Raw genomic sequence first — 22,617 nt, 5'->3', positions numbered from 1 at the left:
ACATAAACAGTCGAAATCCCTTGTCGTTACGCAGTTTTTTTATCATTCAGCAAGCCCTAAGTATTAAAACAAGAATATTAATGAAAATACGTAAGAGGTGAAGGTTGAAAACTAAATGGCGTAATTTGGTTTAGTTTAGGGAACCCTTTATTTCGAGCGATAAATCGTGTAGATACACTATAGCATAAGGAGTTGAAATCAATGGGACAAAAAAGCGTTTCACTTCAACAATCGAATCATGATGGCCACTCCCAAGAGGGGGGGCATTCACATAGTCATGGTAAAAACGTGAATAAACAAGCCTTAAGACTTTCTTTTATTCTCATTACAGCATATATGATTGTTGAAGCCATTGGCGGTTTCATGACGAACAGCCTTGCTTTAATTTCTGATGCAGGTCACATGCTGAGCGATGCTGCTGCACTTGGATTAAGTTATTTTGCCATGATATTTGGGGAGCGAAGAGCCAGTAAATATAAAACCTTCGGATACAAAAGGTTCGAGGTTTTAGCTGCATTTATTAATGGAATTACTTTAATCGTAATTTCTTTATACATATTCTGGGAAGCTTATAAACGATTTTCTGAGCCACCCGAAGTAATGAGTTCAGGAATGATCATTATCGCTTCCATTGGCTTGATTGTTAACTTAGCTGCGGCCTATATTCTGATGAAGGGTGACAGGTCCGAAAATCTTAACATAAGGAGTGCTTTTCTTCACGTAATTGGTGACTTGCTTGGCTCCATTGGAGCCATTATTGCTGCTTTACTGATTATGTTTTTCGGCTGGAACTTAGCGGATCCGATTGCCAGCGTATTGGTGTCCATTCTTATCATCGTGAGTGCTTTCAGGGTGACTCGAGATTCAATCCACATTCTCATGGAAGGGGCACCATCCAATATTAATGTCAACGAAGTTCGAGATCTGCTTAGTTCCATTCAACATGTGATCGAGGTACATGATCTACATGTCTGGACTATTTCTTCAGATTTTCCTTCACTTAGCTGTCATATCGTCGTGAATGATATACAAAATAGTGCCGTGGTCCTTAAAAAGGCTGAACGCATTCTAGAGGAACAATTTAAAATTAAACATACTACGATTCAAGTTGATGGTCCGGAAACACAGTGTGATATTGAGGAGCATTGAGGATAACACAACAAATATGGTTTCTCTATTTTCGAGAATAAATCAAACAAAAAAACAGTGAAGAAGTAAGCTTTGCTTTACTTTCTCTGTTTTTTGTTGTCTCCCATAATTTATCATAAGAAGGCGGCAGGGTCGTGGTCGAAGTACTACAATAGTTTAAAGCTGTTGTCGCCGGCTAAATATTCATCCCTACCCGAACTATCCATACCGTCTCCATGTGACCGATACCTTAATCGAGATGAATTGCCTTCCATCAACGTGTTGAGCAAGTTTCTAAAGAATCAGGTGTTTTCAAGTTCGTACGACTAGGGGAGAAACATATACTGCACGCAATGTGATCTGCGCTACCGGTTCTTTTAACAAGCCATATATCCCATCGATACAGGGTCAGGAAGATTTCAAAGGTACAATCGTACATTCCGCTTTTTATACGACACCGGATGCCTTTCGAGATCAATCCGTTATCGTCGTTGGTAGGGGGAACTCAGCCGTACAAATCGCGATGGAGTTAGCAGATATAGCCAATACCATGTTAGCTGTTCGTGAGCCGGTCTCGCTTGTTTCGCAGCGTTTTTTAGGAAAAGATATTCACTTTTGGTTTATCATCACCGGTATCGATTCCCGCTGGCGAATAGGGAGGGCGCTAGCCAACGCATCTTCCGTTATGGACCTGGATGGGTACAAACAAAGATTGAAGGATGGCAACCCAAAGCAAAAGATCATGTTTACTTCGTTTTATGAAGATGGGGTGATTTGGCCAGATGGTTCAAAAGAGAAGGTGGATAGCGTAATCTTTGCAACTGGGTTTCGTTCCAATCTTTCCTTTATTAAGGATCTAAGAGGACTTGATGCTAAGGGAGATCCATTACAAGACCGAGGCATAAGTGCGGTTGTACCTGGTCTATATTTTGTGGGGCTGTCCGGGCAGCGAACCTTTGCTTCGGCGACCCTACGTGGTGTTGGTCCTGATGCAAAGTATATCGTGAAACATATTCAGAAAAGTGCTAAGTGAGACGGATGGTTTCTTATGCGGAAAAGTTATTTTTGCTTTCGTCAATGTGACTTGTTTAGGTTCCTTCGACGCCACGCTAATGTTATATATATTTGTAATTGCAGACATTCTAATTTTAACTGGTAGGAATAAAAAACAGTGAGTAATCAATGGCTACTCACTGTTTATTGTATTGTTATAATTCCTAATTAACTTGTATAAAAAACTATTTATTATTTAGTTTTACTTCAATAAATGAAATGATTTCATTTTTATCCTTCGAGTCGAATGTCTGAGATACGATCATGGAGCTGCTGGGAAAATGAGGATCACTTTCTGGAATATTGGTAATCATCATGACATTATTTTAGAGAAGGCTACTTTTTCAGAAGAAAGTCAGCAAACGAATACCAAGAGAAAAGAAATTAACTCAGATAAAGGAAGTATGTAAGAAATATATTGCAACAGAAATGGATATAAGTTTGAAAAACGTAGCAAAAGAAGTAGGAGTCTCCACGAGAAAATGGAACGAAAAATTAGGGAATGGGACTCAAGTGAGGCGACCGATGTATCGGGTGCTAGATTAGCATATACATTGAGCCTGACAGAAGGTTGGGGATAGAGCACTTCAATATTCTTTGTAGAGGAGATACTCGGTTATCAAAAATAATACGTATTAGAAGATCTCTGGCAAACTAATGTCAGAGGTTTTTGTTATAATTAGGAATATCATGTGGAATCAGGTATCAGAGTATTAACAAACAAAAATTATGGGCCAGAGAATATGAAAATGAGACTTAAGAGGGTTAATTAATAATAAGCAATTTCCGTTGTTATGGGCGAACAGAGACAGTAATAACTTTTGAGGATATTACTACTTTATCGGAGCATAGCAGCGGAAAGAGCGCTGCGCTTCAATTATATTGAGGCGAATTTTTCTTTTATTGAAGAAGAGAACAGTAATGGAGAAATTAATTATGCCATACCTACATACTATGAACACTTTGTTGTTGATCAACCAGGCGAGCCTCCCTATTTAAGGATCCGATTGCAGGCTACATGGGAGCAAAGATACCGCAGATGGTATGATCGAAAATAAAATATACTATATGTCAATGTCAGAGGATGGAGAACAACATGATACAAGGGTGCCAACAAGTGACCTCTCTTAAATTAAAATATTTATGTGCCTGCAATTCGAAATCTTTAGACATTATTATAGAGGTTAGTGCAGTGGACAATCCCTTTTGGAGATGAAATCTTATGGATCTTATTGCTCACAATGATAGTGTTGCTCTAATGAAGCGTAAGCTTTGTGATTTTCAAGATTTATTTGGATCTGATAATATCCGGATTTATGAAGAATACTATTCCGCATTTTCTCACCGGAATCAGCAATGGTTGTTCTCCGCATTGCATTATGAATTGAATGGGCTGCTTCGCTATCTGTTTACGAAACTTCTAGGGAACCGCCACTATAATGCAGATGAAAGCCGGAAGCTTTTAGCCATAATTCAAATGATTGGATCTCTAAAAATGAATTTGAAAACTACCGAATTTGAATTTGAGTTAGACCCATCCTATGATGAGTTGTTAAAGAAATGCAGAACTTTTTTGAAACCGACCAATGGCAGCCCCATCCCGGATGATCTAGGAGAGATCGAACTAATCGATCATCGGAACATTTTCCATTTTAAACAGTCAGTCTCGGTACCGAACAATCCATCGAGAGCGTATCCGTTAATTTTCGTTGGGGAAGGTTCCTACTCACAAGTCTTTAAATATAGAGATGAAAGCTATGACCTGTGGATCGCTCAGAAACGAGCATTAAATAACTTGACTACTGCAGAACTCGTACGGTTCCGAAACGAATTTGACGACCTGAAGAAATTCGACTCTCCTTTCATTATCAAAGCATACGAGTACGATAATCAAAACAATTCGTACACAATGGAATTTGTCTCTCTAACACTCGATACATACATCTTCAAAAGGAATGATCGACTTTCCATAAATGAAAGAATTCGACTCATTACACAACTTTTCCGGGCATTTTCATATATCCATCATGAAGGTCTTTGGCATCGGGACATTTCATATACCAACATTCTTGTCAAGCAGCATATTGATGGCAGTGTATTCCTGAAGGTTGCTGATTTTGGCTTGGCGAAACACCCGCATATCCGACTGACACGTCCTGGAACCGAGTTTAAAGGTTCACTGAACGATTCAAATTTGAGAATTATCGGGTTTGAAAACTATGAAGTTCGTCACGAAGTCTTTGCACTTGCTTTCATCATCTGCTATATACTTACTGGAAAAAAAGAGCTCTCGGCTATAAAGGACGATACCGTATTCGAATTTTTTGAAACCGCAACAAGCCCTGATCTTAATCGTCGATTTAATTCCGTAAACGAGATGGCTCAAGCCTTTCAACGGTTAATACCTCATATACGGGAATTAAGTTCACGAAAACTCTAAAAGGTTGAAGGTGAAACCGCCAGGGACCTTAATTACGGCCATGTCGCCCTCGAATCTGTCTAAAAAACTTATAATTTCACCGGCGCCCGTCGAATGGCGTTCGTCGTTTTTTCTTCGTGAAAGGGTAGTTCCTCATTGCGGCCTCTCAAAAAACGGTTTAAGAAGAAAATCGTTAAATACTGATGTAACGACTATTTTCTTCAGTGTCTCAACGTAATCTTTTTACCGTCGCTGATCGTGTGATCGAGCCTTACAGGTCGGTCCGGTAGACCGTAACCTTGGCCGCTATGAGGAGGTCGATTATGTGGGGTACTATTTATATTATCGTACACAATCTTACTTTTCCCTCAATATGGGGGAGAATTGAAGGATTACGAGGAAAGGTCGTAAAAGTGAATTCGATGCTAAACGTCAAAATTGTGAAGGGCGTTTTTCACTTTTTATATTGTATGCAGGTTAGCTCTATAGTGACAGATTATAGTTATTGTGGGAAAATAGTCATGGTAACAGGGTCTCTAGCTTTGTGCTCATTAATTTGAGTGGACTCTTCGGGGTAAACCTAGTTAAAAGGCGTCAAAAAGCTTTTGTCTTTGCCTCATCCTGACCTGTTTACAGGTGTCATCCTTTATCCTCTAGAGACCCTGTTACTAATACATTAAGCAGGTGACGTTTTATGAGTAATTCGGATCTCTTATCTGAAAAACTTCAACTTAAGCATTTGAGAGATGTTTATAATTTGAAAATTTCACATAAAGCAAATCCTGGACTGGATAGGATGAATCGAAATGCATTTGAAAAAAATTTAGATGAACATTTGAATGTAATTAATTATAAAATACATAACGGCACATATAAATTTACTTATTTTAAGGAAAAGCTTCTTTCTAAGGGGAAGGGTAAGCTACCGAGGGTAATTTCTATTCCAACAATTCGGGACAAAATTACACTTAGCGTGCTAAATGAAATACTTACTGAAGTTTTCAAGGATGAAATTGAGGGGAAATTGACTCAAACAATTATCGATGAAATAAAAAATGCAGTAAATTCCGGAGAATACAATTACTTCATTAAAATAGATATTAAGAATTTTTACGGTAATATTAACCATCCAATAATCCTTAAGAAAATCCAAAGGAAGATTAAGGATAAAAGTGTCTTATCTCTGGTTGAAAAAGCTTTGATAAACCCTACAGTTACGGAAGGAAAGAGAAATGTTGAACCGGAAGTGCCTTCAGTTGGGGTTCCGCAAGGTGTTTCAATTTCGAATATCTTAGCTAACATTTATTTATTAGAAGTCGACAAGAGAATCGGCAGTTTTAAAGGTGTTAAGTATTTTCGCTACGTAGATGATATTTTGATCCTTTGTAAAACTAGCAATAAGAAAAGAACCTTTAAGTCTATTGAAAATGAGCTATGTATCAAACTAAAACTCGCTATAAATAGTAAGAAGGACGAGGGCCTACTTACAAAAGGTTTTGATTATCTTGGATATGCCTATAAAAAGTTAAATGAATACAAGTATGGTTTTAGCGTTAGACCAAACAATCTCTTGAAGTTAGAAACATCAATAATTGAAATTTTTTCGGAGTATAAAAAAAATAAAAGTAGTGAACAGTTTTTGTGGGATATAAACAATCGGATTACTGGTTTTGTACTTGAGGATAATAAGTACGGATGGTTGTTTTTTTACTCGCAGATTGACAACGTCGCGATATTGTATCATTTAGATTGGTTTGTAAATAAAATGTGTGGTGTGTACAAAGTTAAGCCAGCTTTACAGAAACAGATAAAAAGATTCGTCAAAGCGTACTTTGAAATTATTATGAAAAGAGGAAAATCAGCTTACATACCAAATTCAAAGGGATTTCCCCTAGATGAGAAAAAAAGAATTCTTCAAACAATATACAACATTAACAGATCAGAACTTGATAAAATGCCTAATAATGATGTAGACAAACTATTCAAAAGAAAAGTGTACATCTCGGTAAAAGAACTTGAGAAAGATGTGCAAAATATTTCGTAGATTGGGATGGAAACAATGGATGATATTTTAGATCAGATAAAGCGTTTTGCTGATGAACGAATCTGGAAAACAAAGAAAACCAGAATGGAGGCTGAGGCTAGATTAAAGTTTAATCACTTGATATCAAATTTATTAATCAATTATTACACTTTTACAGTGTTAACGTTCTCAATTTGGGCATTGTTCTTAGACCCAGAAAGCGAAACAGTTAGGTATGTCACACTTATGACACTTATAACTTCAGTTGGGCTATTTGGAGTTACTCTACTTATCTCAACTTTAGGTTATAGAGAGAGGGCCGTTCAATTTAAGGATTCATATATTAAACTAGATATTTTAGAAAGCGAGTTCAAACATTTAATTCGAACAGCATATAAACTTCAAAAAGAGGAAGTTATTGATCAGTTTCATAAACTTGAGAAAAAATATTTTGATGTATTAACTTTGTCAGATAATCATGACCAGGTTGATATAGAAAAAATGGCCATTGATAGAAAGTTGCCTGGATTTGAAAATATGATTGACAGTTATAGATGGAAAAAATGGCTGAAAAGAGTTGTGATCACCTTGCTGTTTGTTTTTCCGCTAGTCCTCGTATTTATAGTGACAAGAATTCAATAAAAGAAAAGGGATCAAACTGGATATATTCAGCCCCGTATGTATAGATACTAACCAGGAAGTCTCGTACACAAGAATACAATTCGGCATAGCAATAACAAGTTTAACACTAATATCTTAAAAACTATGGGCGAGTTGAGAAAGTCTCAGTTATAAACATGCAAATTATGGAATGTCTCAATTGAAATTATAAGAAGTCTTGTTTGTAACTATTAGAACGACAGATTTGATCGATTTCTAGTCTCATTTGTAACCATTACTCACAGATTTTCAATTTTAATGGATGTCTTTAAATCTGATACTGATCCTTAATAGCGAGGTTGTTAAAATGACCAAAAGTACTAGCTCGAAATTATTAATGTTTTTAAGCGCTGCTGCAGTCGTGATTTTGTTCGGCTTCATGTTCAACACGGAAGGTTCTGCGCTAAAGGATGCCATGCAAGAAGGATTAATGGGAGCAGTTGCCGTGATCGCTGTAGCAGGCTTATGGGCTGCTGGAGCAAAGAAGTAGAAGATATGGGGGGCGCCATACCGACAGCGGTATGGCGAACATAACCCCATAAAATAAGTAGTTTGGTGCACGGCTATTCTTCATCGCACCCGATTACACCAACATAAAGGAGATTACATAAATGAAAAATTGGAAAAAAGTGATATTGTCCCTCACGATTTCGGTAGGTTTGCTTGCTTCGGCAGTGCCTGCCATGGCTGCTCCACAGCAGCCAGCAGTAAAAGTGGATAACGAAGTGGTTAAGTACTCGCTTGGCACACCGGTTATTGATAAGGGCACAACGCTCGTTCCGCTCAGAACAACGCTCCAGGCGATGGATGTGAAACTGACGGATGCTGCAGATGACACGATCCATGTGGTTGTGGACGGCAAAACCATTACGCTGAAAAGCAAACTGAAACGAATCAATGGCGTGACGTATGCGCCAATTCGGGTTGTTGGGGACGCTGCGGGTTATAAGGTTAGCTGGGATGCGAAAACACGCACCGTTGTGTTGGTTTCCAAAGAAACGGAGGTCGCTCAAACAGGTGGCCGCGGCTTCATGTGGGAAGTGGAGAGCAATGGGAATACCGTTTATCTGGTAGGCTCCATGCACATCGCGGATGACAGCTTCTACCCGCTGCGTCCGGAGTTTGAAGAAGCATTTGCCGAGGCTGATTATCTGGGCGTCGAGATTGATATCAGCAAAGCGGCTGATGAGGAGCAGCAGAAGCTGATCATGGATCTGGGAATGTATCAGGATGGGACAACCTTGAAGGACCATGTATCCAGTGAGACCTATGCCAAGCTTGGGGAAATTCTGAAGCAAAGTGGCATGCAGCCGAACGCACTTGATGCATTCAAGCCTTGGGTTGCCGAAACCACGATTAGTAGTCTGAAATCCGTGAAAGCCGGGTACGACGCATCAGCTGGAATCGACCTGTATTTCATCCAGAAGGCCATTGAACGAAAAGTGCCGATTCTGGAACTGGAGACTTATGGATCTCAGCTGGGCATGTTTAATAGCTTCTCCAAGGAGCTACAGGAGAAAAACCTTAAGATCGCCCTCGATAACTTCGACGTGCTGGACGAGAGCGTGAACCAGATGGCCGAAATGTGGAAAACGGGGAATGACGAGCAGCTGCTCGAGTTCACCAACAGCATATCGGGTGACGAGGAATATAACAAAGCGATGCTGATCGATCGTAACATCGGCATGGCGGACAAAATCGACGGATATTTGAAAAATGGCAAAAACGAAGAGTATTTCATTGTGGTTGGGTCAGCCCATTATCTGGGCGAGCATGGCATCGTGAAGCTGCTGCAGGATAAAGGCTATACTGTCGTTCGCAAATAGATAGCCGCAGGGTTGTGGATAGGGCTGTCAAGAAGTGTGATGCCGACGATTCAGAAAAAAGTCATGGAAATTATCAAACGTTAATGCAAACTATCGCACCGTCCCGAAAGGGGCGGTGCTTTTGTTAAATTAGCTTCGCGGCCAGGCTCCGTACATGTATACTAGTGTTAAGTTAATGTAAACGTACGGAAAATATGCCGCAAGGAGTATAAACAATGAAGGTTAGTATATTTGACGTAGCCAAAAAATCAGGACTGTCCGTCGTGACGGTTTCACGTGTCTTAAACGGTGCCGAATCCGTTCGAGAGAAGAACAGACTAAAGGTTCTGGAAGCCATCAAGGAGCTTGATTACCGTCCCAATGCAGCTGCCCGGAGTTTAGCACGCGGTAAGACAGGAATCGTTGGGTTGATCGTAACTACCCTTCAGGACTCTTTCTTCGACGCTGTGGTCAAGGAGCTGAATGAGGTGCTGGCACTGCACGGTTATTTCCTGGCCATTTCGGTCTCTATGGGTATAGGCTCCGACGAGGCCCATTATCTGATTCAGGAAGACCGCGTGGACGGACTGATTCTGCTCTCGCCGCTAGAAGAAGACAACTATATCGTGGAAATGAAACGCCGAAATATCCCTTATGTCCTGATAGACAACCAGAAGCCGGATAATGACGCTTATTCTGTCACCATAGACAACTACAAAGGCGGCTATACCGCAACGAAGCACCTGCTCGATCTCGGCCATACCTCCATTGCGCATATCAGCGGCCAGGATATGTTCCGCAGCACGAGGGAGCGTCGCAGCGGCTTTCTGCAGGCGCTTGAGGAAAAGCGCCTGGCGCCGTTCGAAATGATTACGGGCGATTTCGAAATCGACTTTGGCTATGATGTCTGCCGCAAATGGCTGCGGGAGGGACGGCTTCCTGCCGCCGTATTCGCAGGCGATGACAATATCGCGCTCGGGGTCCTGAACGCTCTTTTGGAAGAAGGCATCCGGGTTCCGGAACAGGTAGCCATTGTCGGCTATGATGATCAGTATATCTCATCCAAGCTGCGCCCCCATTTGACAACGGTCCGGCAGCCTGCTGACCGGATTGGGCTTGCGGCAGCGGATATGCTGCTGAAGCGCATGGATGGAACGATGAAACGCGGGGGCAATGTTCGAATTGACCCTGAGCTCATCGTGAGAGAATCTACGGTTAGACCTGTGCAAGGTACGTCTGAATAAACAGAAATACATTTTTATATAGGAATAACTTAGAGTGCCTGGTCCCCGAATTAACGGGGACTTTTCTTTTTCTATGGACTGTATAAACAGATGAGCATGAATGGTTGACGACAAACCATAATGCATTCGCAAGCCGTAGGCCCGCTTTCGCCCCAGCAGCTTCAAATACCATACATCGGTTAATAGAACAATGACTCGATAGAGTGATTTTCTTGATTTTCACCGAGTTGTCGGAAAGATTCGATTGTTTATTGAACGAGAGGCTTTCGTGATTCATTTGAGATATTCCTTCGTTATAATAACGTTTAAATATCGGGTATGTACTTATTAGGATTAATCCCGATAAACGAATGAACAGGGTTTGAAAGGAGGCAGGATCTCGTGGTTATAGATACGGTGCTGTGGAGCAAATGGCTGACGGGGCTAACCTTGGCGTTTCACGTCATTTTTGCCACGGTCGGCGTCGGTGTTCCGTTAATGATTGCCATTGCCGAATTCGTTGGTATACGTAAGAAAGATCCTCATTACATGCTCATGGCCAAAAGGTGGACACGAGGATTCGTTATTTCGGTGGCGGTTGGCGTAGTGACTGGAACAGCGATTTCCCTGCTGCTTGCGCTTGTATGGCCGAACTTTATGCAAGTGGCGGGGAATGTCATCGCGCTCCCGTTATTTATGGAGGTTTTTGCATTCTTTTTTGAAGCCATATTCCTGGGGATTTATATGTACACCTGGGATCGGTTCCGCAATCCGTATACTCATTGGCTGCTGACGATTCCGATTGTTGCCGGGGCAGGCATGTCCGCAATTTTTATTACGACGGTGAACGGATTCATGAATCAGCCTGGAGGCTTTGTCATGGAGGCAGGCCACTTTACGGCGGTTAACCCGCTGCAAGCGATGATGAATACGGCGACGCCTTCAAAAGTATTCCATGTACTAACCTCGGCCTATTTAACGGGCGCTGCCCTGCTGGCGGGTATCGCAGCCTACGTTATTCTCAGAAAAGGGGCCTCGGCATATTACAAAAAAACATTGAAACTTATGATGGGGGTTGTTCTGGTGTTCAGCCTGCTGACAACCTTAGCCGGGGATATGTCGGCCAAGTTTCTGGCAGAGCATCAACCGGAGAAGCTGGCCGCCGCAGAATGGCATTTTGAAACGGAAAGCGGTGCAGTTCTGATATTACTGGGCTGGCTTAATGCGGAGCAGAAGGTCATGGGAGCCATTCACATTCCGAAAGCGCTCAGCTTCCTGGCCTTTGGAGACTTTGATGCCGAGGTAAAAGGGCTGGAGGAGTTTCCGCTGGATGAAAGGCCGCCGCTGCTTGTCCACTATTTGTTTGATTTCATGGCCGGGATCGGTTTTGTTCTGTTGGCCGTTGCGGTCCTGTATTTCCTGTTTTTGTTCTGGAAGAGACGCAATGAGCTCAACAAGTGGCTGCTTCGGGCCATTGTTTTTAGTGCGCCCCTTGCATTTTTGGGCGTTGAAATGGGCTGGTTCTATGCGGAGCTCGGGCGGCAGCCGTGGATAATCCGCGGATATATGCGCGTAGAGGAGGCAGCTACGACTTCACCGAATGTGAGGATTCTCTTTTTCCTCTTCCTGCTGCTGTATATTGTGCTGGGGACCATGTGTGTCTTTGTACTGAGACGGTTGTTCCGTAATAAACCGGCGGAAGCCGAGCTGGACGAGATTGTGAAAGAGAAACGCTCCACGGGAAAGGGTGAGCCAGTATGATCGATTACGAGTTGATAGGCATCTCCGTCCTTTGGCTGTTTTTATACGGCTATTTAATTATAGCCTCCATTGATTTCGGCGCTGGTTTTTTTGCCTTCTATGCCCGTTTGACGAAGCAGGACCACCTGATCAATCGATTGATATCCCGTTATTTATCGCCGGTCTGGGAAATTACCAATGTGTTTTTTGTCTTTTTCTTTATCGGCATCGTCGGGTTTTTCCCGGACACGGCCTATTATTATGGCTCTGCGCTGCTTATACCGGGAAGCATCGCCATTATTCTGCTGGCAATCCGCGGCTCCTTTTATGCGTTTGAAAATTACGGCTCCAAAGAAAACATTGTGTATCTGTTTTTATACGGGGCCACAGGTTTGCTGATTCCGGCTTCCTTGTCGGTCGCATTAACGCTTTCCGAAGGCGGTTTTATTGTGGATAGAGGGGGGTCTGTTTCTTTGGAATATGGGACGCTCATAACCAGTCCGTTGTCGTGGAGCATCGTTGCATTGGCCATCGTATCGGTGCTGTTTATAAGCGGATCGTTCCTGGCCTTCTACGCCTCCCGGGCGGACGATCAGCCAGCGCTAAAGCTGTTGCGCACATATGCCTTGTTTTGGAGTACGCCCACCATTATTGCCGCGCTCACGGCATTTATTTTCCTCAGTCAGCATAATGAGCGGCATTTTCAAAACATGATGGATTTATGGTGGCTGTTGGCGCTTTCCGTTGGTTTTTTCATGTCAGCCATATGGCTGCTGTACAAAGGACGCCGCTACGGACTGGCTTTTATTTGTGTCATGCTGCAATTTTTCTGTGCATTTTTTGCATACGGCATCGGGCAGTATCCTTATATTCTGGATCCGTACATTACCATTCAGAGCGGGGCCACGCATGAGTCGATGGGCGCTGCGCTTGTGGCAGCCTTTATCGGCGGCCTATGCCTGCTGATACCGTCCCTTATACTGGTCTTCAGGCTATTTCTGTTTGATGCGGATTATGTAAAAGGCAAAAAATAATCGGGGCTTGGGTATCTTCATGTAAGGGTACTTGCATCGGTTTAGTATAAAGGAGGGGAGTTTATTTGAAGGGGAAAACCAGTCTGTTGTCCCAGCAAATGTCCGCACAAAGGAAACGGTTGATACTCTTGGGGTTCATGTCGCTTGCGCTCGGTGCTGCCATGACAGGCCAGGCCGCACTGCTCGCCGAAGCGGTTCAGCGGATTTTTGTGCAGCGGGCTTCCTTTTCGTCGGTAGCTGCCATACTTGGCGCATTGCTGGCCGTGATGGCTGCAAGGACGCTGCTGTCTTATGGAAACGGGATCATCGGCTTGCACATGGCTGCCAGTGCCAAGACGGAGATGCGAGCAGCGGTGCTGCGTAGGCTGGCTAACGCTTCCGTAGCTTCAACGCTTCGTGGACAAACGGGCGGAAAAGTCAGTGTAGCACTGGATGCCGTGGACGAGGCGGACAGTTATTTCAGCCAATATATGCCGCGTATGATAGAAGCCGCCATCATTCCTGTCCTGATTCTGGTCATTGTTTTTACGGAGCATATGAATTCCGGCTTGATTATGCTGGTTACCGCTCCCTTTATCCCGATATTTATGGTGCTTGTGGGTCTGAAAACGAAGAACAAATCAGAGGAAAAATTCGCACAGCTGGCCGAATTTTCCGGTACGTTTCTCGACTCTCTTCAAGGGCTGGTTTCGCTGAAGCTGTATGGCCGGACAGATCATCAGCAGCAGGAAATTGAACGCAGCAGCCTTGGCTACCGGGATGCAACGATGGGCATTTTACGGATTGCATTTACCAACACCTTCATGCTGGAATCCATCGTCATGCTTAGCATTGGTGTTGTCGCGCTTGAGCTGGCGCTGCAGCTGCTGGTTTTCAAGTCGCTTTCCTTCCACACCGCCTTTTTGATCCTGCTGCTGGTGCCCGAGTTTTACAGCCTGTTAAAAAACACCGGAACTGCCTTTCACAGCGGTCGTACCAGCATGGGGGCTATCCGAAAAGTAGAGGAGATGCTCACGGAAACAAGGCAAGCAGGAGCAGTGACAGATGGGAAAGAGGAGGCCGGGAAAAAGGACAGAACACACCAGGCCGATCCGATAGATATGGCGGATAAGCCTGGGACAGCCGATTTGGGTTTGATTCGGATGCCGCCAACCATCGAACTGAGGGATGTCCGGTTTCGGTTTGGGACGGATTCGTTCGAGCTTGCTGCCGGCTCCATGTCGTTTGGGCCAGGGGAGCAAATCGCCATCGTCGGTAAAAGCGGATCCGGCAAAACCACCTTGCTGCAGCTCTTTGCCGGGCTGCTTGCGCCAACGTCGGGAGAAGTGCTGGTGAACGGACGTCCGCTCACAAAATACGATGAGGCTTCATGGTTTGAACATGTCAGCTACATTACCCAGCATCCGTATATTTTTGCCGGCACGTTTGCCGACAATATTGCGATTGGCGCGGGCAGGGACGTCACCAGGGAAGAAGTCGTGCAGGCGGCAGAGGCCGCCGGACTTGCTGCGGTTGCAGCCGCGTTGGAGCAGGGCTATGACACCTTTGTCGGCGAAGGAGGCCGGGGATTGTCAGGCGGAGAGAAGCAAAGGCTGGCGCTGGCCCGTGCTTTTTTGAAGCGGCCTTCTGTTATATTGTTTGATGAGCCCACCGTCGGATTGGACCTGCACACCGAACGTGTTCTGCAGCGGTCCATTGCCGAGCTTGCAAGCAAGGCGACCATGATTACTGTGGCGCACCGCTTGTACACGATACGGCATGCCGATCGGATATTGTTTATGGACAACGGAGCGCTGCTGGACAGCGGGCGCCATGATGAGCTGCTAGCGCGTCTGCCCCAATATGCTGACCTGGTGGATGCGCAGCGGAAAGGGGGACTCGCATGAATGAGCTGGCTATTTTAACCAAGGCGATGATTCAGGAACGGAAGGATATTGCCATCGCCATCCTCGGAGGATTCGTTGCCGGCATCGCAGGTGTATGCCTTTTTGCCGCAAGCGGGTATGTGATCTCCCAGACTGTATTTGCTCCGCCGCTTTATACCTTGATTGTGCTGACGTCCCTGGTAAAAATACTGGGTCTGCTGCGGGCGGCAAGCCGCTACGCGGAACGCTTGTATTCCCATCGGGCGACATTCTCTCTGCTCAGCCGTTTGCGGATATCCTTTTTTGCCAAGCTGGTTCCTTTGACGCCGGGGATATTGGGTAAAAAGCGGAGCGGAGAGCTGCTCGCACGGATCGTTGGGGATGTGGAGAGTTTACAGCATTACTTTCTGCGCGTCGCCTATCCGCCTGTCATTGTTGTTATGGTGTTTCTGGCTACGGTTTTGTTTACTTCCGTCTTTTCATTCTGGATTGCTTGTTTGTTTGTGCTGGGGATGCTGGCAACGGCTTTTGTGGTTCCCGGACTTGTTCTCCTTGGACAGAGAAGGATACATGGCCGCGTGCGTCAAGAACGAGCGGCGCTTTCCACAGAAGTGACCGAACTGCTGTACGGGTTCCGCGATTTGAAAGTATACGGGCAAATGAATAAGCGGGAGCGGCAGCTGCAGCGTACCTCCGCCGCATTGGCAGCGGAACAGCAAGCGGCAGCCCGGCATCTGCTGCGCGGGCAATCGCTGCATGTTTTTGTAACATATCTGATTTCGTGGGGCGTACTGATTCTTGGCGCCTATTTAATTATGGATGGTTCGCTTGCCGGCGTATTTCTAGCCATGCTGGTCATGGCTTCGCTTACGGTGTTTGAAGAAGCTGCGCCAATGGCCACATTGCCTGCTTATAAGCTGGATAGCGAACATGCGGCAGCTCGGCTTGCGGAAACGGTTCATGCCCTAGATAAGCAGCCGCCGCAGCCAAGTGGCGTCCTGCCTATCGAGAAAGCCGTTTCCATTAAGCTGAGCGGCGTTTCCTTTCAATATGAAGATGAATGGCGCCCAGCGCTGAAAGACATTTCCCTCTACTTACCGCCGGGATCTAAAACCGCCATTGTCGGTCCGAGCGGATCAGGGAAAACCACCCTCATCGAATTGCTGCTCAAGCTGCGCACGTCGACAGACGGCCAGATTCGTTTAAATGATACGTCGGTTATGGAACTGAATGAAACGAGCATTTGGCAAGCCTCAAAGGTTGTGCTGCAGCACAGTCATTTCTTTCGGGGCACCATTCGGGACAACCTGCTGCTGAACGAGGAACCTCATTCTGATCAAGTGTTGTCGGATATACTGGATAAAGTGCAGCTGCCGAACAAGTCCCTGGACGATAGGGTGTATGAAAAGGGGGAGAACTTGTCGGAGGGAGAGAAGCAGCGCTTAGCCTTGGCCCGGGCGATGCTCCGAGAAGGACGGTTATGGCTGCTGGACGAACCGACGTCTTCGCTGGATTACGTTACGGAGCAGCGTGTTTTTCGGCAGCTGCTGGCGCAAGCGGTTAACGATACGCTTGTTCTCATTTGCCATCGGCTGACCGGCTTGGAAGAGATGGACCGGATTCTGGTCATGGAACAAGGCAGGGTTATTGAAGCGGGAACGTATTCAGAGCTGATGGAGCAGCAGGGATATTTTTATGAAATGAAACAAATTGAGCTGCAAATGATCGGCGAAGACGGATAAAACGAATGTGTTCGCTGGAAACGCTGCGTTCAGGTCATGACTGGGAGATTGCGCGGCAATTCACATAGAGATCATATTTGCTCATTCCACTCCCTGACGGGTTGGGCAAACTCTAGAGCAATAGAATGGCGGCACCCATCATTGGGGTGAGGACCATGCAGGTTTTCAGCCAGACAACGGGTACCCGCTTCGTAAACTTTGCCCCCACATACGAGCCGGACATCGTACCGATCACAACAGCGGCGAGCAGTTGAACATCCAGGTACCCGATCGAGAAGTACCCGGCTCCTCCTGCCAGAGCGATTGGCATAATGACCAGCATGGTCGTGCCGGCGGCAACACGCATCGACATGCCGAGGATCAGCATAAGCCCTAACTGGATGAAAGGGGTGGAGCCGATTCCGAACAGCCCCGATAAGGAGCCGGTTATGAGTCCGATTAACAGCGCCTGCAGCCAGTATCGGAAGTCATGGGTGCCGCCGGGTGGCACAGAGTCCCCGGAAGCCTCCGACCGACGTGAAACGTACAGCATCCTGAACCATAAGGCTAGTCCAGAGGCGAACAGCATACCGGATGTCATGAAGCCCAGCTTATCCTCGGGAATAAGCGAGGACCAGCCCGAGCTGACCCATGCCCCTGCCGCACCGGCCAAGCCGACGACGGCCCCCGTCTTCAGTGCCATGTTCCCTTCCCGGTAATGGCTGACAGAACCGGAAAGCGACGAGAAGAACATCGCCGCCAGTGCCGTACCCAGCGCGGTATGAATGGGATAACCGAATACGACGGTTAGGATGGATATAATGAAACCTGAGCCGCCTGCACCTACAAAACCGAGAAGGAGTCCGAGCAGCACCATAACGAGGGCGATATCGACCAACTGCATCAGACTATCCTCCAAACCTGATGAGGAACGCCGATCCCGGCCGGAACCGGCAGGTCATCGCGAACGCAGCAAATCTTGTCCAGAACCATGGTGGCGTGCCCGCTTCCATAGACGGGCCAAGCCGGCAGCGCATGGATATTCGGATCTCCGCTTTGTATAAAGGCAACCCATGCTTCCCGCATGGCGGTTGCCAGTGCATAACTCTCAGCTGCTACAGCATATGGATCCTCGTTGCTGGGTATTTCGGACATGGGATTGCGGATTAACGCCGCATGGATGAGACTGCCTTCATAACCGTGTATCGCGCCGAGTGTGCCGCCGCATTGAAGCCGATACATCCACACCAATGTTCCGGACGATGCCACGGCTTCTGCGAACTGCATCGCTCCAATCGTATATAGATGCTCGGTTAACGCTTTGTTCCAAGCATCACTCGATGACATCGATTGGTTATAACGACCATAGGCATCTCGCACGACAGCGGCATTCGCTCCGAAGAATCGTTCAAGCGTCTCGAAGGCCGGTGATTGAAGCACGGGATCATCTTGAATGAAGATGGCTGCTTCATCCTCATTCGTGCCGATCAGCAGCGGCGGCAGACCGATGCTGCCGGTTAGGCTCGCCAGGGGATCTACGGGGATAACATGGTCATCGGATACCGGGCCGAACATATGCAGGCTGCGCGAGGTATCGGAACCGATCGTTGACTGCGCTTCGATTATTTTCTCCGCAGGAAGTTCAAGCAGCTGATGCGCCTGCGCTGGAGATAATCCCAGCTCTTCTAGCAGCCGGAGAGTCGTGACATTGGCGGTTTGGCAATCCCGTATCGACTGCGTTGCGCCGCTTTGGGCTATAGCCCGGTGAAATAAGCCCTGTGCCGCTTCCATCACGTAAAGTGCGGCCGTGCATTTGGCCCCGGCAGAATTGCCGATGACGGTTACGCGCGACGGGTCGCCGCCAAAAGCGGTAATATTCAACTGAACCCATTGGAGGGCGGCCGCGATATCCAGCATGCCATTGTTACCGGAGGTTGCATATTCTTTGCCCAGCAGGTCTACCAAATACAAGAAACCTAATGCGCCGAGCCTATAATTGATCGATACGTAGACGATTTCATCCTCGGCTGCATAGCGAAATCCGTCGCACTCCGCTCCATTGCCCGATATGAATCCCCCGCCATGGATATAGACCATGACAGGCTTTAACTTATCGCCTGCGCCTGGTGTCCACACATTCAAGTTTAGGCAATCTTCGGACTGTACAAGCTCCGGCATGAAGCCTTGCGGATTATGCTTCTGCGGTGCGATTGGGCCGGATTGGCTGCACGGCCTCACGCCCGGCCAGGGTTGCGGAGGGACCGGAGGCTTGAATCTGCGCTTGCCGACTGGCGGGGCCGCATAGGGGATGCCCCGGAATACATACGCACCGTTTAAATTTTCGCCTTCAACTGTTCCTGATAATGTCTGTACGATCAAGTCGATCGTCTCCTATCCTTACAAGATGAGATTATTATATCTTGTTTGTTTAATGAGCCCTAATATATATTAGATTATATTAATTATAACTTGGGAGTTATGTATTGTAGAAAGTGGGGATCAGTATGGAACTGTTGCAATTAAAGTATTTTCAGACTGCCGCCCGAATGCAGCATATGACAAAGGCAGCCCATAGCCTGCATATATCACAGCCGGCATTAAGCAAAATGATCGCGTCGCTTGAAGCCGAGCTGGGAACCAAGCTGTTCGAACGGGAACGTAAATCTATACGGCTGAACGAGCACGGCAAGCTGTTTCTTCGCCAAGTGGATATCGCGCTGCAAGCACTGGAAGACGGAAAGCTGCAGCTGCAGGATGCTAATGGCTGCGTCTCCGCCGTTATCACGCTTGATGTTCGCGTCTCCTCGCATTTACTGCCGGACCTATTGGCCGATTTCCGCAAAGAATGGCCGCATGCAGAGTTTCAATTGCAGCAGCATGTTTCGTCATTCGAAGGCATGCCGAGCTTCGATCTGTGCCTATCCGATGGCGCAACACCACCAAAGGGAACAGCGTCGGTCTGCTTGCTTGAAGAGGAGATCGTGGTTGCCGTTCCCGCCGAGCACCCGCTCGCGGATCGGAACCATGTCAGCTTGCAGGAGCTCAAGGAAGAGAGCTTCATTACCCTGCCTCCGGGTAAATCGCTGCGGGAAACAACCGATGCGTTCTGCCGCCTTGCCGGGTTTACTCCACGCATCCGATTCGAGAGCGACGACCCCGCCACCGTCCGCGGTCTCATTCGATCGGGTCAGGGCGTCGCCTTCCTGCCGGTGGTGACATAGGGCGGGTCAACCGGACCTGATGTCGTCCAGCTCCGGCTCGAAGAAAGCTGGTGCAAACGCTCCATCTCCTTGTCTTGGCCCAAGGACCGATACCTCATGCATACGGCGGTGCTGTTTCGGGATTTTGCCATTCGGTACTTTGCTCGGCTGGCCGAATCGCACCGGCAGGACATCGCTCGGAGCGGATTCTAGCCTGTTCGGCTTATCAATGAGGAAGTTAATGTGAATTCGAAAGCGAAAAGGAGCGTCTCAAGTGGAAACCAAGCAGCCTCCCAGGCTAACCAATGAAGAGTACCGATTACAGCCCCACGCGCCTGTTCAAGTATTTCACGGCGTTCATCCGGGGAGAATCCAACTGCACTGGCATGAATTTTACGAGCTGAGTTATGTGGTCTCCGGAAAAGGGGAGCATAGACTCAACGGCTCTTCGTATCCGCTCTCTTCCGGGACCATCTTCTTGCTGACGCCAGCCGATTTTCATGAGCTGGTTTCCTTGGAAGAGGAACCACTTGAAATATATAATCTCATTTTCACCGAAGCTATGATGGATGATAACGTCTACCATTGGTTATTCGGCGGGAAACTTCTGCTGCAAGCACAGCTTGATGAGAAGCGGCTCCCGGGGGTGTTCGCCGACTATGAACGGATGAAGGAGGAGAACGGAGTCTGGCGGGAAGGCAGCGAGATCGCGATCCGGGCTACGCTTCAGCGGCTGTTGGTGGATTTGTATCGTGGCAGCGCCGCAAATCGCCTCCTGCCCGCGAACGGGACGAGAGATCGGCAGCTCAACTTAAACCTGCAAAGGGCCCTAATCTATATTCATCATCATTTCCGTGAGGATTTGAGATTGGAAGATGCAGCTAGCCAGGCCCAATACTCGGCTACTTATTTCAGCGAGTGCTTCTCCAAATCCGTGGGGCAGTCTTTTCAACGTTATCTGCAAAACGTCAGAATGCAATTCGCCGAATCGCTGCTTCAGGCATCCTCGCTGCCCGTTACCGAAATTTGTTATGCTTCCGGCTTTAATACATTGGGGCATTTTGAAAGGGTGTTTCGTCAGCGAAAGGGAATGTCCCCCCGCCAGTACCGCAACAAGGCAGAGAAAGCCGAAGATATGCAGCATTTATCCTAACGAATGCGCAGTATGGCCCTGACCCTCCGGGATATAATGACCACAGTTAACGAAATCCTTAATTGACTGGAGGTTATGATGATGACAACGCAAGCCCTTTCGAAGCAGGAGGTTGAGTTTTATAAGGAACATGGGTACTACCTGTACAAGAAGCCGCTCTTTAGTGCCGAAAAAATGCAGGTTCTGACATCTATCTTTGAAGAGCAGCTGGAGGAGAAGGGCAGCAAATTATCCGACGAGCTGGATACGCCGCATTTCCGTGACGAAAGGCTGCTCGACTTTCTGTTATCCGATGAGGTACTGGATCTGGTTGAACCGATCATCGGCCCGAATATCGGGTTGTGGTCCAGCCACTTTATCTGTAAAGATCCGTATGTGGGACGTGCAACGCCATGGCATGAAGATTCGGCCTACTGGAACGGCAGATTAAGCAGCTTCGACAAGATTATCACCGTATGGCTGGCGATCGACCGCAGCTGGAAGGATAACGGATGCATGCGGGTCATTCCGGGTACGCACGATAGTGGTTTCTCGGATTATGAGGAAGTGGACCGGGCGAGCAATTTGTTCGACACCCAAATCAAGAGCGGTTCCATCGATGAGTCTCAAGCGGTTTACTTTGAGTTGGAAGCGGGAGAGTGCTCGCTTCACGATTCGCGGATCATTCATGGCGCGGAGCCGAATACAAGCCCGTACCGTCGCTGCGGGTACACCATGCGGTATTTCTCGACGGAAGCGCTGGTCTATCCGGATAAGAACCCCGGCTTTAAGGTATGGCTGGCCCGCGGTAAGAACATAGCCGGAACGAAATTCGTCAACGAATAACCTGGATGGGGATACGCCGGGCTGCCGATTTTGATCCGAAACTGATTGTGTCCCATAGTGCCCGGGTTAAACGAGTGGATGGCCAGGCGGATTTCGGAACGGATGATACCATAGAAAAAGAAACGAAAAGAAGCCGGACCATGAAGGTTCCGGCTTCTTATTCGTGCTTTGGAAAGCCAACCTTGTCCAATCCATCACATACGGCTGACAGCCATCCAACTTATTAGAATAAAACAATACCTGCAGCACCGGCCATGAGGAGAATCAACAGGGGGTGGAGTTTATATTTCAGCAAGAGAAATAAACAGGCTCCGCAAATGAGCAGCGTAGGAATCAGGCCCTGTAGGAGCCCTTCCCCGTCATCGGGATACCCAAAGTGAATAGCTGCATATACAATGAGTCCTGTCGTTACGGGACGCAGACCGTATAGAGAAGATTGGACCCATGGATTGCTCCGCATGCGGTAGAAGAGGGCGGAGAGCAGCACGATGACGACCAGCGACGGCAGGATGATGCCCGCGGTGGAGACGGCGGCTCCGATATAGCCGGCGGACTGATAGCCAATCAGCGTAGCGGCATTGGTGGCGATCGAACCGGGCGCCATCCCGGCCAGCGCCACGGTTTGCTGGAATTCTGCGGCAGTCAGCAGCCCTTTTTCCGTTACCTCCTTCTGAATGACCGGGATTACCGCATAACCGCCGCCAAAGGACACGAGGCCTACACTTATGAACATTATGAACAAGTCCCAATACATTTCCTATCGCCCCG

Annotated in this window: 19 protein-coding genes; 16 read left to right on the top strand and 3 right to left on the bottom strand. The window is 47.0% G+C overall.

The window, feature by feature from the left end; all coding sequences use genetic code 11:
* The first annotated feature begins 201 nt into the window (after positions 1–201).
* From AK95_RS21640 to cydC, 12 genes are all read left to right on the top strand, one after another.
* Positions 202–1,149 (top strand): cation diffusion facilitator family transporter, encoded by a 948-nt coding sequence (locus AK95_RS21640; RefSeq protein ID WP_071221972.1) that lies wholly within the window; start codon positions 202–204, stop codon positions 1,147–1,149.
* A 280-nt stretch (positions 1,150–1,429) separates the two neighbouring features.
* Positions 1,430–2,161: a flavin-containing monooxygenase gene (locus AK95_RS21635; protein ID WP_083397702.1), complete on the top strand. Its 732-nt coding sequence runs from the start codon at positions 1,430–1,432 to the stop codon at positions 2,159–2,161.
* A gap of 1,242 nt (positions 2,162–3,403) precedes the next feature.
* On the top strand, positions 3,404–4,621 hold the full coding sequence (locus AK95_RS21630; protein WP_071221970.1) for a serine/threonine protein kinase: 1,218 nt from the start codon (positions 3,404–3,406) through the stop codon (positions 4,619–4,621).
* Positions 4,622–5,294: 673 nt separating this feature from the next.
* Entirely contained in the window at positions 5,295–6,644 is a 1,350-nt protein-coding gene (locus tag AK95_RS21620) for a reverse transcriptase domain-containing protein (protein WP_071221968.1), read from the top strand.
* Between the two features lie 15 nt (positions 6,645–6,659).
* The gene (locus tag AK95_RS21615) at positions 6,660–7,265 is read left to right on the top strand and encodes an SLATT domain-containing protein (RefSeq protein WP_036638612.1); all 606 of its coding nucleotides are present in this window, start codon (positions 6,660–6,662) and stop codon (positions 7,263–7,265) included.
* A 325-nt stretch (positions 7,266–7,590) separates the two neighbouring features.
* Positions 7,591–7,773 carry a hypothetical protein gene (locus AK95_RS21610; protein ID WP_071221967.1) on the top strand — a complete coding sequence of 61 codons (183 nt, stop codon included), beginning with the start codon at positions 7,591–7,593 and terminating at the stop codon, positions 7,771–7,773.
* A gap of 121 nt (positions 7,774–7,894) precedes the next feature.
* Entirely contained in the window at positions 7,895–9,109 is a 1,215-nt protein-coding gene (locus AK95_RS21605) for a TraB/GumN family protein (RefSeq protein ID WP_071221966.1), read from the top strand.
* Positions 9,110–9,324: 215 nt separating this feature from the next.
* Positions 9,325–10,332: a LacI family DNA-binding transcriptional regulator gene (locus AK95_RS21600; RefSeq protein ID WP_071221965.1), complete on the top strand. Its 1,008-nt coding sequence runs from the start codon at positions 9,325–9,327 to the stop codon at positions 10,330–10,332.
* Between the two features lie 381 nt (positions 10,333–10,713).
* Positions 10,714–12,072 (top strand): cytochrome ubiquinol oxidase subunit I, encoded by a 1,359-nt coding sequence (locus AK95_RS21595; RefSeq protein ID WP_071221964.1) that lies wholly within the window; start codon positions 10,714–10,716, stop codon positions 12,070–12,072.
* Complete coding sequence (locus AK95_RS21590; RefSeq protein ID WP_071221963.1) at positions 12,069–13,085, top strand: cytochrome d ubiquinol oxidase subunit II; 1,017 nt, start codon at positions 12,069–12,071, stop codon at positions 13,083–13,085. The genes AK95_RS21595 and AK95_RS21590 overlap by 4 nt, the downstream gene beginning before the upstream one ends.
* 65 nt (positions 13,086–13,150) lie before the next feature.
* The gene (cydD, locus tag AK95_RS21585) at positions 13,151–14,971 is read left to right on the top strand and encodes a thiol reductant ABC exporter subunit CydD (protein WP_071221962.1); all 1,821 of its coding nucleotides are present in this window, start codon (positions 13,151–13,153) and stop codon (positions 14,969–14,971) included.
* Complete coding sequence (gene cydC, locus AK95_RS21580) at positions 14,968–16,692, top strand: thiol reductant ABC exporter subunit CydC (RefSeq protein ID WP_071221961.1); 1,725 nt, start codon at positions 14,968–14,970, stop codon at positions 16,690–16,692. Before cydD ends, cydC begins: the two co-directional genes overlap by 4 nt.
* 112 nt (positions 16,693–16,804) lie before the next feature.
* Here the strand turns inward: cydC and AK95_RS21575 are convergent, their stop codons facing one another.
* Both AK95_RS21575 and AK95_RS21570 read right to left on the bottom strand, forming a co-directional pair.
* Positions 16,805–17,575, bottom strand: a complete 771-nt coding sequence (locus tag AK95_RS21575; protein ID WP_071221960.1) for a sulfite exporter TauE/SafE family protein — start codon at positions 17,573–17,575, stop codon at positions 16,805–16,807.
* The gene (locus tag AK95_RS21570; protein ID WP_071221959.1) at positions 17,575–19,050 is read right to left on the bottom strand and encodes a carboxylesterase/lipase family protein; all 1,476 of its coding nucleotides are present in this window, start codon (positions 19,048–19,050) and stop codon (positions 17,575–17,577) included. Before AK95_RS21570 ends, AK95_RS21575 begins: the two co-directional genes overlap by 1 nt.
* Before the next feature lie 125 nt (positions 19,051–19,175).
* Between AK95_RS21570 and AK95_RS21565 the strand changes: the two genes are divergently transcribed.
* The 4 genes from AK95_RS21565 (at position 19,176) to AK95_RS21550 (ending at position 22,076) form a co-directional block, all read left to right on the top strand.
* Complete coding sequence (locus AK95_RS21565; RefSeq protein WP_235613199.1) at positions 19,176–19,892, top strand: LysR family transcriptional regulator; 717 nt, start codon at positions 19,176–19,178, stop codon at positions 19,890–19,892.
* Between the two features lie 253 nt (positions 19,893–20,145).
* Positions 20,146–21,024 carry a helix-turn-helix transcriptional regulator gene (locus AK95_RS21560; protein ID WP_071221958.1) on the top strand — a complete coding sequence of 293 codons (879 nt, stop codon included), beginning with the start codon at positions 20,146–20,148 and terminating at the stop codon, positions 21,022–21,024.
* 78 nt (positions 21,025–21,102) lie between these two features.
* A complete protein-coding gene (locus AK95_RS21555) occupies positions 21,103–21,849 on the top strand; it encodes a phytanoyl-CoA dioxygenase family protein (protein WP_071221957.1) in 747 nt (248 codons plus the stop codon).
* Positions 21,850–21,854: 5 nt separating this feature from the next.
* Positions 21,855–22,076: a hypothetical protein gene (locus tag AK95_RS21550; protein ID WP_071221956.1), complete on the top strand. Its 222-nt coding sequence runs from the start codon at positions 21,855–21,857 to the stop codon at positions 22,074–22,076.
* Here AK95_RS21550 and AK95_RS21545 read toward each other — a convergent pair.
* Positions 22,073–22,603 carry a chromate transporter gene (locus AK95_RS21545; protein ID WP_071221955.1) on the bottom strand — a complete coding sequence of 177 codons (531 nt, stop codon included), beginning with the start codon at positions 22,601–22,603 and terminating at the stop codon, positions 22,073–22,075. The two genes, AK95_RS21550 and AK95_RS21545, sit on opposite strands and share 4 nt — an antisense overlap.
* Positions 22,604–22,617 lie beyond the last annotated feature (14 nt).

Source organism: Paenibacillus sp. LC231, assembly GCF_001860525.1.
Lineage (GTDB): Bacteria > Bacillota > Bacilli > Paenibacillales > Paenibacillaceae > Paenibacillus_AQ.
Note: the sequence above shows the minus strand (reverse complement) of the source record. Positions and strands in the feature narration are given on the sequence as shown.